Annotated in this window: 12 protein-coding genes and 3 tRNA genes; 11 read left to right on the top strand and 4 right to left on the bottom strand. The window is 22.4% G+C overall.

The annotated features are described in order from the left end of the window. Positions 1-11 precede the first annotated feature (11 nt). The 5 genes from AB4W51_RS01850 (at position 12) to cysC (ending at position 5393) form a co-directional block, all read left to right on the top strand. Positions 12-746 (top strand): phosphoadenylyl-sulfate reductase, encoded by a 735-nt coding sequence (locus tag AB4W51_RS01850; protein ID WP_367676438.1) that lies wholly within the window; start codon positions 12-14, stop codon positions 744-746. 227 nt (positions 747-973) lie between these two features. Further along, positions 974-2350, top strand: a complete 1377-nt coding sequence (gene cysG, locus AB4W51_RS01845; RefSeq protein ID WP_367676437.1) for a siroheme synthase CysG — start codon at positions 974-976, stop codon at positions 2348-2350. A gap of 58 nt (positions 2351-2408) precedes the next feature. Continuing rightward, a complete protein-coding gene (gene cysD / locus AB4W51_RS01840) occupies positions 2409-3317 on the top strand; it encodes a sulfate adenylyltransferase subunit CysD (protein ID WP_367676436.1) in 909 nt (302 codons plus the stop codon). 14 nt (positions 3318-3331) lie between these two features. Next, positions 3332-4732, top strand: a complete 1401-nt coding sequence (gene cysN / locus AB4W51_RS01835) for a sulfate adenylyltransferase subunit CysN (RefSeq protein WP_367676435.1) — start codon at positions 3332-3334, stop codon at positions 4730-4732. A gap of 40 nt (positions 4733-4772) precedes the next feature. Then, positions 4773-5393, top strand: coding sequence for an adenylyl-sulfate kinase (gene cysC / locus AB4W51_RS01830; protein ID WP_367676434.1), 621 nt, complete (start codon positions 4773-4775; stop codon positions 5391-5393). A 575-nt stretch (positions 5394-5968) separates the two neighbouring features. Here cysC and eno read toward each other — a convergent pair. The 3 genes from eno to glnS form a co-directional block, all read right to left on the bottom strand. After that, positions 5969-7306: a phosphopyruvate hydratase gene (eno, locus tag AB4W51_RS01825; RefSeq protein WP_367676433.1), complete on the bottom strand. Its 1338-nt coding sequence runs from the start codon at positions 7304-7306 to the stop codon at positions 5969-5971. A 34-nt stretch (positions 7307-7340) separates the two neighbouring features. Next, positions 7341-9005: a CTP synthase gene (locus tag AB4W51_RS01820; RefSeq protein WP_367676432.1), complete on the bottom strand. Its 1665-nt coding sequence runs from the start codon at positions 9003-9005 to the stop codon at positions 7341-7343. Positions 9006-9431: 426 nt separating this feature from the next. Then, positions 9432-11105 (bottom strand): glutamine--tRNA ligase, encoded by a 1674-nt coding sequence (glnS, locus tag AB4W51_RS01815; protein WP_367676431.1) that lies wholly within the window; start codon positions 11103-11105, stop codon positions 9432-9434. Between the two features lie 219 nt (positions 11106-11324). Between glnS and AB4W51_RS01810 the strand changes: the two genes are divergently transcribed. The 6 genes from AB4W51_RS01810 to AB4W51_RS01785 all read left to right on the top strand — a co-directional run bounded on the left by AB4W51_RS01810 (position 11325) and on the right by AB4W51_RS01785 (position 13234). Continuing rightward, positions 11325-11398 (top strand) — tRNA-Met (locus AB4W51_RS01810). 39 nt (positions 11399-11437) lie between these two features. Continuing rightward, positions 11438-11519 (top strand) — tRNA-Leu (locus tag AB4W51_RS01805). A gap of 34 nt (positions 11520-11553) precedes the next feature. Continuing rightward, a tRNA-Gln gene (locus tag AB4W51_RS01800) sits at positions 11554-11627 on the top strand. Positions 11628-11902: 275 nt separating this feature from the next. Next, positions 11903-12565 carry a ribose-5-phosphate isomerase RpiA gene (rpiA, locus tag AB4W51_RS01795; RefSeq protein WP_367676430.1) on the top strand — a complete coding sequence of 221 codons (663 nt, stop codon included), beginning with the start codon at positions 11903-11905 and terminating at the stop codon, positions 12563-12565. A 100-nt stretch (positions 12566-12665) separates the two neighbouring features. Beyond that, positions 12666-12905, top strand: a complete 240-nt coding sequence (locus AB4W51_RS01790) for a hypothetical protein (RefSeq protein WP_367676429.1) — start codon at positions 12666-12668, stop codon at positions 12903-12905. After that, positions 12860-13234, top strand: a complete 375-nt coding sequence (locus tag AB4W51_RS01785; protein ID WP_367676428.1) for a 5-formyltetrahydrofolate cyclo-ligase — start codon at positions 12860-12862, stop codon at positions 13232-13234. Before AB4W51_RS01790 ends, AB4W51_RS01785 begins: the two co-directional genes overlap by 46 nt. Positions 13235-13388: 154 nt before the next feature. Here the strand turns inward: AB4W51_RS01785 and gshA are convergent, their stop codons facing one another. Next, on the bottom strand, positions 13389-14924 hold the full coding sequence (gene gshA, locus AB4W51_RS01780; protein ID WP_367676427.1) for a glutamate--cysteine ligase: 1536 nt from the start codon (positions 14922-14924) through the stop codon (positions 13389-13391). Between the last annotated feature and the right edge of the window lie 119 nt (positions 14925-15043).

The following is a 15043-nucleotide window of genomic DNA, read 5'->3' as shown; positions in this document are numbered from 1 at the left end:
TAGGAAAAATAATGTCTACAATTAATTTGTTAGATTTAAACCATTTCAATGATGTAGATCAAAAAAAAATTTTATTGGAATACAATTTATTATTAAAAAAAATGAATATTCAGCAACGTATTGTTTGGATATTAGAAAATTTACCTAAAAATTTTGTTGTTTCATCAAGTTTTGGTTTGCAATCAGTTGTTTTTTTAAATTTCATTGTACAACAAATACCTAATATTCCAGTTATTTTAATTGATACTGGTTATTTATTTTCTGAAACTTATAAATATATTGATATTATTACTAATATTTTTAATTTAAATTTAAATATATTTCGTTCTAAAATATCACCAGCATGGCAAGAAACAAGATATGGAAAATTATGGGAAGGTGGTTTAATAGGGTTAAAAAAATACAATACAATTAATAAAATCAAACCAATGCAACAAGCATTAAAAAAACTATCTGTTATGACTTGGTTTTCAGGATTACGACATGATCAATCAAAATTTCGTTCTCATTTACAATATTTATCCATTCAAAATGGTATATTCAAAGTATTACCAATATTAGATTGGAATAATAATCAAATTAATGATTACATAAACAAAAATAATTTGCCCTGTCATCCATTATGGAATAAAGGGTATTTATCAATTGGAGATTGGCATACTACTCATAAGTATGACAAAACCATGACACCAGATGAAACTAGATTTTTTGGTTTAAAAAGAGAATGTGGTTTGCATGATAAGTAATGTTGAAATAAAAATATTTTTTTAAAATATTTATACATTTTTTATATCTTAAATATATTAGAATATATATTGATTTATAATTTTTATCATTTTATTTGCATTTAGTTAATTAAATTAATTTTTTCTTTAAATTTGTTTTTATAATATATTGTAAAATATTAATTTTTCTAGTATTTATTTAATTCATATAAATAAATTATTTATTAATTATTTTTGATAAGGCAAATGTGAATTATCTTCCAGTTTTTATCGATTTAAAAATGAAATCTGTTTTAGTCGTTGGAGGTGGTGATATTGCTGATCGTAAAATTCGATTATTATTAAAAGCAAAAGCGATTATAACAGTTATATCTATTGACTTATCTCCTAATCTTATTTTGTTACATCAACAAAAAAAAATTATTTGGGTTAAAGATATTTTTAGAAAAATATATTTAAAAAAAATTTATTTAGTAATTTCGACAATCAGTAATAATGAAGTAAACCTAAATATAGTTCAATATTCTAATGAAAAATATTTGTTAGTTAACATAGTTGATGATTTGGATAAATGTTCATTTATTTTCCCTTCTATAATTAATCGTTCACCAATTGTAGTCGCTGTTTCTTCTAGTGGTCAAGCTCCTGTATTATCAAGATTAATCAAAGAACAGATTGAAAGAATTTTGCCATTTAAAATAGGACTTGTCGCTAATTTAGCAGGAAAATTAAGAAATAAAGTTAAAAATTATTTTCATAAATTATCAGATCGTCGTTATTTTTGGGAAAAAATTTTTAATGGGGTATTTGTTAACCATATTTTAAATAATAATTTAAAATTAGCTATTGAAACATTTTATTTAGAATTGAAATCATTTTCCAAAAAATTAGGAGAATTGATAATAGTCGGAGCTGGTCCTGGTGATATTGGATTATTAACTTTAAGAGGATTACAAGTTTTACAACAAGCTGATGTTGTATTATATGATTATTTAGTACAAAAAGATATGTTAAATTTAGTTCGTTTTGATGCTCAATGTATTTTTGTAGGAAAATGTGTTAATGATAAAAAATTATCTTGGAAACAAAAAGACATCAATAATTTAATTATAAAATTAGTACAAGAAGGTAAAAAAGTTGTTAGATTAAAAGGTGGAGATTCATTTATTTTTGGAAGAGGCATGGAAGAATTAGAAGTTGTAAGAAAATTAGGAGCTAATTTTCAAATAGTACCAGGTATTACAGCTGCTATTGGTACTGCAGCATATGCAGGAATTCCATTAACACATCGAAAATATGCTCAAAATATTTTATTTTTAAATGCTTATTCATCTGATTTTATTCATTCAGTAAATTGGTTAAATTTATCAAAAAAATCATTTACAATAGTAATTTATATGGCTAGAAAAAAAATTAAATTAATTTTTTTAACATTAATTAATTATGGTTTTTCTAAAAATACACCTATTGCTTTAATTTCTCAAGGAACGACTTTACAGCAAAAAATTTATATTGATTGTTTAAAAAATTTAGAATCTATATCAAAAAAATTAATTAGTCCTACATTATTAATTATAGGTGAAGTAGTACATTTTCATGAAAAGTTTAAATGGTTTAATTATTAATATCATGCATGATGATTTAATTAAATTTAATATTAATGGAATATAAAAGATAAAAATTATGAATAAAAATCATTTTGAACATTTACGTCAGTTAGAATCAGAAAGTATTTATATTTTTAGAGAAGTTATAGCAGAATTTAATAACCCTGTGATTTTATATTCTGTTGGAAAAGATTCTTCTGTAATGTTGCATTTAGCTAGAAAAGCATTTTATCCCGGTAAAATTCCTGTTCCATTATTACATGTAGATACTGGATGGAAATTTCAAGAAATGTATACATTTAGAAAAAAAATTGTAAAAAACATAAATGCAGAATTAATTGTTTATAAAAATCCTGATGGGATGAAATTAAATATTACTCCTTTTACATATAATAGTTCTAAATATACAGATTTAATGAAAACAGAAGGTTTAAAGCAAGCTATAGATAAATATCAATTTGATGCTGCTTTTGGAGGAGCACGTAGAGATGAAGAAAAATCTCGCTCTAAAGAAAGAATTTATTCTTTTCGTGATTCTCTTCATCGTTGGAATCCTAAAGAACAACGTCCTGAATTATGGAATAATTATAATGGTAAAATTAATAAAGGTGAAAGCATTCGTGTTTTTCCTCTATCTAATTGGACAGAATTAGATATATGGGAATATATTTTTTTAGAAGGAATTGAAGTTGTTCCTTTATATTATGCTTCTCTCAGACCAATTTTAGAAAGAGATGGTAAATTATTATTAGTCGATAACGAGAATATGAAAATCCAATGTAATGAATCAGTAAGTTCTCGTATGGTTCGTTTTCGTACTTTAGGATGTTGGCCTTTGACTAGTGCAATTGAATCTACTGCTCAAACATTACCTGAAATTATACAAGAAACCTTAATTTCAAAAATTAGTGAACGAAGTGGTAGAAGTATTGATTATGATCAACAAAATTCGATGGAATTAAAGAAAAAACAAGGTTATTTTTAAGGATAACTAAAAACATGAAATCTGTTGTTTTAAAAAATAAAAATATTAATAGTAATATAAATAACTATTTGAATTTAAAATATAATAAAAGTTTATTAAGATTTTTGACTTGTGGTAGCGTGGATGATGGTAAAAGTACCTTGATAGGTTGTTTGTTGTATGATACACAACATATTTATGATGATCAATTATGTTCTTTATATCAGGATAGTCGACGTCATGGTACTCAAGGTAAATCTTTGGATTTTGCATTATTAGTAGATGGATTACAAGCTGAACGAGAACAAGGGATTACAATTGATGTAGCTTATCGTTATTTTTCTACTAAAAATAGAAAATTTATTATTGCAGATACTCCAGGACATGAACAATATACTAGAAATATGGTTACTGGAGCTTCTACTTCTTCAGCTTCAATTTTATTGATTGATGCCAGAAAAGGTATTTTAGAGCAAACTAAAAGACATACTTTTATTTCTAATTTATTAGGTATAAAACATTTAATTGTTGCTGTGAATAAAATGGATTTAGTAGATTATAAAATGCAAGTATTTGAAGATATTTGTAAGGATTTTAGTCTTTTTTTAAAAAATATAAAATTTAAATTACAAGTATATTTCATACCAATATCTGCTTTAATAGGTGAAAATATAGTTTTTAAAAGTAAAAATATGTTATGGTATCAAGGATTTACATTACTTAAAATATTAGAAAATATTAATATATCTAAAGATAATTGTAATGATGCTTTAATATTTCCTGTTCAATTAGTGAATAGACCTGATTTAGATTTTAGAGGTTATTCAGGTACTATAGCTTCTGGTGAAATCAGAATTGGACAAAATATTAAAATTTTACCGATAGGTTTAACTACTAGCGTTTCAAGGATTGTTACTTTTGAAGGTGATTTAAAAATTGCTAAAAAAGGACAATCTATTACTTTAGTAGTTAATGATAATATTGACATTTCTCGTGGTGATGTTATCGTAGATATTGATTCAAAATTAAAACCTATTAGAGAAGCAGATATAGATATTGTTTGGATGTCAGAAAAACCATTATATAAAAAAGAATTTTATTTGATGAAAGTTGCTGGAAAAATTGTACGAATATATATTCAAGAAATTTTACATACAAGAGATATTAATACTTTTTCGAAAGTAAATACTACGCAATTAAATATTAATAGTATTGGACGTGTTAAAGTGATTTTTGATGAATCCATTATTATAGATAATTATTTAAATAATTTTGTTATAGGTAGTGTAATTTTTATCGATCTTTTAAGCAATAATACTGTTGCAGCTGGTATGATTAAAAATACTTTTGTTTTTAAAAAAATGAATTATTCTAAAAATATGAAATTTTTTGAATTAGAGTTAAAAGATTTAATTTTTCGTTATTTTTCAGATTGAAAAATAGAAATTTACATCATAATAGAGAATTATAACTAATTTGAAAAGATTTAAGAATTTAAATATTAGTTTTCAGAATCATATAATTACTCGTAATAAAAGAGAACAGTTACATGGTCATCAAGCTCATGTCTTATGGTTTACTGGATTATCTGGTTCTGGAAAATCGACTATATCAGGTAATTTAGAGCAATTATTATTTCAGAACCAAATTAGTACTTATTTATTAGATGGTGATAATTTAAGATACGGAATATGTAAAGATTTAAATTTTACCGATACAGATCGAAAAGAAAATATTAGAAGAGTGGCGGAAATAGTAAAATTAATGATTGATGCTGGTTTATTAGTGATTACTGCTTTAATTTCTCCTTTTCATAATGAACGAGAATTAGTCAGAAAGATTGTTGGTAAAAATAATTTTTTAGAAATATTTGTTGATACTCCTTTGCAAATTTGTGAAAATCGCGATCCGAAAAAATTGTATAAAAAAGCTAGATTAGGGTTGATATCTAATTTTACAGGTTTGACTTCACCTTATGAAATACCAAAAAATCCTGATATATATATCAATGGAACTGAAAAATTACAAAATAATATAAAAAAAATTATTGATGAACTAAAATTGAGAAAAATTATTTATAAAAAATTTATATTTTAATTTTATATGGAAAATGATTTTTAATAATTTATATTAAAAATTAAATATTATGTTTTATTTGTATAACAATAATTTTATTCTTAAAAAAATAATTATTTTAATAATAATACACATTATATAAAAATAATATTGTATATATAATTATTTATTTATATTTTATTAAAAATGATATATTATTAAAAATTTTATACATTATTTTGTTTTTTTATTATAATAAACTTCTTTTAAATAATATAAGTAGTCCATATCTATTTTAATATGGACTACTTATAAAATAATTTATTATCATTTTCATTTTTAAAAATATAATATTAGTAGTATATATAAATATATTGTATAAATATAAATTAATATTTTGAGATTTTTTTATGTTAATAAAATTTTTATCTTTATCAATTACATTAATTATATATTTATATATATATCTTATATATTTTATAGAATAAATTATATTTTTAAATAAATAAAAATATTCTTGTTTACTACATTTATAATAATTAACTAGAATAAACATTCTTAAACAATAAAATATTAATCATAAATAAGACATATTATTAATTGAATTATTATTGATATTAATTTTTTGTTTTATTTTTATTTTTACAACAATTATTAAACATATTTAATTCTTTTTTACCATGATAAGGTGCTGCTAAATATCCTAATTTTTCTTCAATTCTTATTAATTGATTATATTTGATAAGTCTGTCAGAACGACTCATTGATCCTGTTTTAATTTGACCAGCAGCAGTTCCTACAGCTAAATCAGCTAAAAATGAATCTTCTGTTTCTCCAGATCTATGTGAAATGATTGTAGTGTATTTTGATTTTTTAGCTAATTTAATAGCTGATAAAGTTTCTGTCAATGTTCCAATTTGATTAAATTTAATTAAAATAGAATTAGCTATATTTTTTTTTATTCCTTTTTTTAAAATTTCTGTATTAGTTACAAATAAGTCATCTCCGACTAATTGAATTTTTCCCCCTAACATTTTTGTTTGATATGAAAATCCTTCCCAATCTAATTCAGATTGACCATCTTCTATAGATGTAATTGGATATTTCTCGGTTAATTTTTCTAAATAATGTGTAAATTCTTTTGAATTAAAACTTTTTTTTTCACTATTTAAATAGTATTTTTTAGTTTTGTTATCGTATAATTCAGAAGCTGCACAATCTAAAGCTAAAGTAATATCTTTACCTAAAATATAATCTGTTTGTTCTATAGCTTCTTGAATGATTTTTAAAGCATCTGCATTAGAATTTAAATTTGGAGCATAGCCTCCTTCATCTCCAACAGCAGTATTCATACCTTTTTTTTGTAATATTTCTGATAATTTATGGAATATTGTTGATCCCATATGTATTGCTTCTTTGATATTTTTTGCACTAATTGGTTGAATCATGAATTCTTGTATATCTATATTATTATTTGCATGTTTTCCACCATTGATAATGTTTATCATTGGTAATGGCATAGAAAAAATTCCAGAATTTTCATATATATTTGAGATATGTTGGTATAAAGGAATTTTATTTGTATGAGCAGCTGCTTTGGCGTTTGCTAAGGATACTGATAAAATAGAATTTGCTCCTAATTTTGATTTATTATAGGTATTATCTAATTCTATCATCATAGAATCAATATTTTTTTGATTCATAGGATTTTGTTGATGTAGTAATTCGTTAATTTCATTATTTATGATATTAATCGCTTTTTTGACTCCTTTCCCTGAAAAATAAGATGGATCACCATCTCTTAATTCTAATGCTTCTCTTGAACCTGTTGATGCTCCAGATGGAACAGAAGCTAAACCTATACATCCATTTTCAAGATGAACTTCAGATTCAATTGTCGGATATCCTCTAGAATCAATTATTTCTCGAGCAATAATTTTTTTAATTTTTGACATTTTTTTTCCATTTTTCATTAATAATAATATCTGTTTAATTATTTTTGATATTAATATTATTATTTGTTTTTTGAAATTTAATTGATGCTTTAATAAAATCGATAAATAATGGATGACTTTCTCTTGGAGTTGATGTAAATTCTGGATGAAATTGACATGCAATAAACCAAGGATGATTATTTAATTCAATGATTTCTGCTAATTGATTTTTTTTAGAACGACCGGTGATTTTTAATTCTGATATATTTATTTGATCTAATAGTTGATGATTAACTTCATATCTATGTCTATATCTTTCAATAATAATATTTTTTCCATATAATTTTTCAACTAAACTATTTTTATCTAAAATACATGTTTTGCTACCTAAACGCAGAGTACCTCCTATTGGTATTTCTTTTTTATTTTTTTTTGTTGCTTTTAGATTTTTATTGTTTTTATTATTAGAAATTATATCAATAATTGGATATTGACATTTCGGATCAAATTCTGTAGAATTAGTTTCTTTTATTCCAATTACATTTCTAAAAAATTCTATTATTGCCAAATGCATTCCTAAACAAATACCAAAATATGGTATTTTTTTTTCTCTGGCATATTTAATAGACATCATTTTACCTTCGATTCCTCGTTTCCCAAAACCACCTGGAATTAAAATTCCATCTAAATTATTTAATAAATCAATGCCTTTGTTGTTTTCAATTTTTTGTGCATCTATTAATTGGATTTTGACCATAGTACTAGTTTTAAGACCGGCATGTTTTAATGCTTCTATAACAGATTTATATGCATCAGGTAATTCAATATATTTTCCTATTATTCCAATAGTTATTATATTATTAGTATGCGATTCTTCATAAATTACTGTATCCCATTCTGATAAATCAGCTTCAGGTGCTTTAATTCTAAAATAATTACAAATATATTTATCTACACCTTCTAATTTTAATAATTTTGGAATCTGGTAAATTGAATCTAAATCTTGTAAAGATATTACAGCTTTGATTGGAATATTACAAAACAAAGCGATTTTTTCTTTTTCATTTTTTGGTACTGGAAATTCGGATCTACAAATTAACATATCTGGTTGTATGCCTATTGATAATAACTCTTTTACAGAATGTTGTGTTGGTTTAGTTTTAATTTCTTTGGAGACTGAAATATAAGGTACTAATGTTAAATGTATATAAAATATATGTTTTTTATTGATATCATTAGACATTTGACGTATTGCTTCTAAAAAAGGTAAAGATTCTATATCTCCTACTGTTCCTCCAATTTCTATTATTGAAATTCTACTTTTTTTAGATCCTTGAAGAATTCTTTTTTTAATAGCATTAGTAATATGTGGAATAACCTGAATAGTAGAACCTAAATAATCACCTTTTCTTTCTTTTTGTAATACTTCTGAATAAATACTACCAGTGGTAAAATTATTATGTCGTGTCATTTTTTTTCTAATAAATCGTTCATAATGCCCTAAGTCTAAATCTGTTTCAGAACCATCTTCAGTCACAAATACTTCACCATGTTGAATTGGATTAATTGTACCTGGATCTACGTTGATATATGGGTCTAATTTCATAATAGTAACATTTAGCTTTCGAGATTCAAGAACAGAAGCTATCGATGCTGCAGTAATTCCTTTACCTAATGATGACACGACTCCGCCAGTAATAAAAATATAATTAGTTTTCATACTGAACCAGAGATAAAAAATGTAATATGAATATCATACAATAAATTATATTAAATTATATTATTATATGATAATAAAACATATTGATTAAGTTAATTCATTTTATGAATATAAAAAATGTTTTTTAAAAATGTTTCAATTTTGTTTAAATATTTTATTTTGAATGTGATTTCATGCATAAATTATTGTTATTTTTTTAGAATTATATAAAATTATTTATTTTTATTTATTTTATATAAATATATATATATATATAAATATATTTTTTTTGAAAAAATATTTTTATATATTAATATTTATTTTAAAATATTTTTTAGAACAAATAAAATTTTTTAATGATTATAAAATATTTTAAATAAATTAATTTTTCATTATCATTAATTAGTAATTTTTTAAAATAATAATTCAATTTTAAATGTAATATTTTTATTTTTTTAAAATTTTATTTTTATTTTTTTTATTTTCTCTTAATGTAGTCACTTGATTAAAAATAAAATGATTTTTTTTTGTTTTTTCCATATAGAAATATCCTTCTCTTTCAAATTGATATGTAAGTTGATCATGATTGTTTATAATATTGGATTCAATTAATCCTTTTTTTATAATTAATGATTGTTTGTTAATATAATTTAAAAAATTTTTATTGTTTTCAGGATTAGGGATAGTAAATAATCGATTATATATATGAAATTCTGCTTTGCAAATATTATTACTTGCAATCCAATGAATGACACCTTTAATTTTTCTATTATCTGGTGATTTTCCTAATGTTTTTGGATCATATTTACAATATATAATTTTAATATTGTTATTTATGTCTTTTTTTATTTTATATGCTTGGATAACATAAGAATAACGTAATCGAACTTCTTGTTTTAAAGTTAATCTTTTATAGTTTGGGTTGTCTTCTTCAGAAAAATCTGATTGATCAATATATATTTCTCGATAAAACAATAATGTTCTTGTGCCTAATTCTGGTCTATTTGGATGGTTAGGTACAATCAATTTTTCTACATAGTTTATGGGATAATTAGTAATAATTATTTTAATTGGATTTAAAATTGCCATTATTCTTGGAGCAGTATAATTTAGTTCATTTCTGATACAGCATTCTAATAAAGATAATTCTATTATATTTTCTTGTTTGGTAATTCCTATTTTTTTACAAAAATTTGTTATTGATTGAGGTGTATAACCTCTTCTTTTTAACCCAGAAATTGTTGGCATTCTTGGATCATCCCATCCTTTAACAATTTTATTATCAATTAATGTTTGTAGTTTTCTTTTAGAAAGAATTGAATATTCTAATTGTAATCTAGAATATTCATATTGTTTAGGAATATTTTTTATATTAATATTTTTAAGTATCCAATCATATATTTTTTTATTTTCTGTGAATTCTAATGTACATAACGAATGAGTAATGCCTTCAATAGAATCAGATATACAATGACTAAAATCATATGTTGGATAAATATACCATTTATGATGATTACTATCATTTTTTGAAAATATAATACGATATAATACAGGATCTCTCATAATCATATAATTGGATTCCATATCTATTTTTGCTCTTAAACAGGCTGTCCCTGGATTTAGCTCGCCATTTTGCATTTGTCGAAATAATTTGATGTTTTGTTCAATTGTATGATTTCTATAAGGACTATTTTTACCTTTTTGAGTTAGTGTACCACGATATTCTTTGATTTGATTTTTATCTAATAAATCCACATAAGCTAGTTCTTTATTAATTAATTGTATAGCATATTCATATAAAATTTTAAAATATTCAGAAGTATAATGAATTTTTCCATTCCATTTAAATCCAAGCCATTGGATATCATTGATAATTGAATTAATGTATTTTTTTTTAGTTTTTTTCGGGTTTGTATCATCGAATCTTAGATTACAATATCCTTGGTAATCATTAGCTATTCCAAAATTTAAACATAAAGCTTTTGCATGTCCAAGATGTAAATATCCATTTGGTTCAGGTGGAAATCTTGTATGAATTTGAGAATATTTGTTATTTTTTAGGTCTAAATAAATAATTTTTTTAATAAAATTATTTTTTTTAAATTGAATTATTTTTTTCATTTGTTTTTATTTTTATAGTGGTTATTATTAAAAAATACTTAAATATATATAAAAAAATTTTTTAAATATTATTGGCATATTAATTATTTTAATAAGAAATTCATAAGTCTATTGATGATATAATAAAAATATAGTATTATATTTATTATAAATTATAAATTTTAAAATAAGTAATGTTTTAAAATATTTTTTATTTTAAAATAAATTATTTATATTCAAGGCTATGTAGCTCAGTTGGTTAGAGCACAGCACTCATAACGCTGGGGTCATGGGTTCAATTCCCGTCATAGCCAATATATAATATGTTTGTTTTTATAAAATAAATTATTATAGCGGAAGTGGCGGAATTGGTAAACGCACCAGATTTAGGATCTGACATCGAAAGATTTGCGAGTTCGAGTCTCGCCTTCCGTATAAGTATTTTAAAATAATTTATAACATCATAATTTGGGACATAGCCAAGTGGTAAGGCACCGGTTTTTGATACCGGCATCCCTGGTTCGAATCCAGGTGTCCCAGCCATATATATATATTATAAATATACTAAAATTCAATATAAATATACTATGATTTTAAATTTAAATGTATTGATATTTCCAACAAAAAATTATAAATAATTTTTTGTTGGAAATGTTTTTATACTGAATTGTTCATAAAAAATTTTATTATTATTTTTGTAAATAATCATGTAATATAAAAATTTATTTTTTTTAATTTTAATTTATTTTTTAAATATTTTTAAATGTCATTTTGTATATAAATTAATGTTATTGATATAGAATATAGGTTCTTAAATTATGCTTTATAATCATTTAAAAAAATCTGTAGCACATAAAGTATTAGATTATATTACTCCTAATTCTATTATAGGAATAGGTACAGGAACTACTGTTTCTTATTTTATTCAGGAGTTAGGTAGTATAAAAAAATTAATTAAAGGTACAGTCTCTAGTTCTATTTCTTCTACGATTTGTTTGAATAATTTAGGAATACCAGTATTTGATTTAAATGAAGTTGGTACTTTATCTATTTATATTGATAGTGCAGATGAAGTTAATAATAATTTACAGATGATTAAAGGCGGAGGAGAAGCTTTAACTAAAGAAAAAATTTTAGCGTCGGTATCAAAAAAATTTATTTGTATTGTAGATGAATCAAAGCAAGTAAATGTATTAGGTCAATTTCCTCTTCCTGTTGAAATTATTCCTATGGCTTCTTCTTATATTATTTCTGAATTGAATAAATTAGGTGGAGAAGCTAAATTACGTAAAAATGTGATTACTGATAATGGAAATTTAATTGTTGATGTATATAATTTAAATATTACTGATCCTTTGAACATGGAACAAAAAATTAATTCTTTTCCAGGAGTTGTAACAGTTGGTATTTTTGCTCAAAGAAAAGCTGATATTTTACTTGTGGGTACTAAAAATGGCATAAAAACTATTATAAATAATTAAATTTAAAAAAAACCAATTTGATAATGATTATCAATTAATGATAATAAAATATTTTATATAAAATATATTTTTTAAACAATATTTTCATATAGGATAATTTATGTTAGACAATAATGAAATTAGACATTGTATACGATTATATAGAAAAAATATTTCATTAAAAACTAGATACGTTTCTTCTTTAAAAATATCTAAGCTGGTTTTAAATAATAATATTATTAATAAATCTAATAATATTGGAATTTTTTTATCTTTTGATGGTGAAATAAATACTAATCCATTAATTTTTCAATTATGGCTGAAAAAAAAAATATTTTTTTACCTGTTATTAGTACTTTAGAAAAAAGAAAAATATTATTTTATGAATATCATTCACATTCTATATTAATAAAAAATATATTTGGTATTTTTGAACCAAAAATAAAAGATAAAATATGTTTAGTTGATAATTTAGATTTAATTTTTTTGCCTTTAGTAGCATTTAATAAATTTGGCAATAGATTAGGAATGGGAAAAGGTTTTTATGATCACACACTTGCCTGTTCAAAAAAAAATTGTTTTTTGGTAGGATTAGCATATGATTTTCAGTATTTTAATACATTTTCAATAAATGCATGGGATATATCTTTATTTTCAGTTTTTACTCCTAGTAAATATATTATTTTTTAAATTATACCGTCAAAATTAAAATATATTCATATTACATATACAATAAAATGTATATTAAATTATCTAAAAATTATTTTTTTAATATTTTATTTTTTATTAAAAATGATTTAAATTAAATATAAAAATAATTCATTTTTAAAATAAAAATTAATTTTTATTTTAAAAATGAACTTTTATTAATTTTTTCTATTATATCTTGTTCTTTAATAGAACGCTTTGATTCTTTTAAAAATAAATCATTAATATTCTTATTTAATGGTTTTAATTTATAATATTCATAATATTTATTTGCTAATTCTAGACCTGTATTTTTTATACCATATTTTATTAATTTATCTAATAATTGAGCTGAGTACGTCAATTCAGTATTATCAAAATATTTAATTAGTTCTAAACAGACATTATAATAATTATTATTATTATTATTTAAGTCTAGAATTTCAGCTATTTTAAATAAATCTTGGAAAATAGTTTTACCGATAGTCATTAAAGATACAGAATCTTTGTTTTTATTAATCAATATATGTTGATTTGGTTTTCTTCCTTCAAAAATTACACGATTCCAGTTTTCATAGACAATTTTTAATTCTGTTTTTGTTAAAAAAGGAGAATGAATTAGTAGACACCAGATTAATAATAAATCTAAGAAAAGGATTTGTTCTTTGTTGATTCCAATAGGATAAAATGGATTGATATCTAGTGAACGAATTTCAATATATTCAATTCCTTTTTTGGATAATTTTTTTAAATATGATTCTCCAGATTTTAATAATATTTTTGGTCTAACAGGAGTATATAGTTCGTTTTCCATTTGTAATATATTAGTATTGAGTTGATTATATAAACCTATTGAATTTTTTAATCCTATTTTTTCAAATTTTTCAAAAGGAGTATTAATAGCATATTTTAAATTAAATAAATATTCATTTAAAGAATTAAATTTCATATTTAATTTAGTATGTGAATAATTTTTATAACCAAAGTTACTTAATCTCAAAGAAGTAGACCATGGTGCATAAAAATCTACTTTTTTATTTTTTTTTAAATAATGTATATTTTTTTTATTTTTAATTAAGTTAGAACATAATGTAGGTGAAGATCCGAAAAGATATGGTATTATCCATCCAAATCGATGATAATTTCTAATTATTTTAAAATATCCTTCAGAAATATAGTTAATCTTATGATTATTAATTTTTTTCCACTTTTTCCAAAAATCTAAAGATAAAGAAAAATTATAATGTATACCCGAAATCATATGCATAGAAGATCCATATCGATTTTTTAATCCTTGTCTATATATTGTTTTTTTTTCTCCTATTTTTGATGATCCATATTGAGCAATTGGTATCATATTTTCATTTTTTGGTAACAATGGAATACTTAATGGCCACATACGTTCATTAATAATATTTTGACTGACAAAATGGTAAGAATGATTTAAAAAATTTAGTAAAAAATTAATATCATTATTTACTGGAGTAATAAATTCTAATGAACTTTCAGAAAAATCAGTTGTAATCCATTTATTTGTTAAAGCAGATCCAAGAAAAAATGGATGTGGGATATTGGATAATTGACCATCTAAATTTATACGTAACGTTTCTCTTTCTATGCCTCTACAAATATTTTTTAAGGTAATAACATTATCTTTTAGCCATTTTAATTCATTTGATAGAGTAGGAATCAAAATAAAATCCTTGATATATAATTTTATTATTATCATTTTAAAATAATTTTTTAAAATGATATTATTGATTGATAATTATTTATTGATTAAAAAAAATTAATTAGAATTTTATTCGTTAT

It is taken from the genome of Buchnera aphidicola (Eriosoma grossulariae) (assembly GCF_964059045.1).
Taxonomy (GTDB): domain Bacteria; phylum Pseudomonadota; class Gammaproteobacteria; order Enterobacterales; family Enterobacteriaceae; genus Buchnera_D; species Buchnera_D aphidicola_A.
The sequence above is the reverse complement of the archived record's forward strand: the minus strand, read 5'-3'. Positions and strand labels throughout refer to the sequence as shown.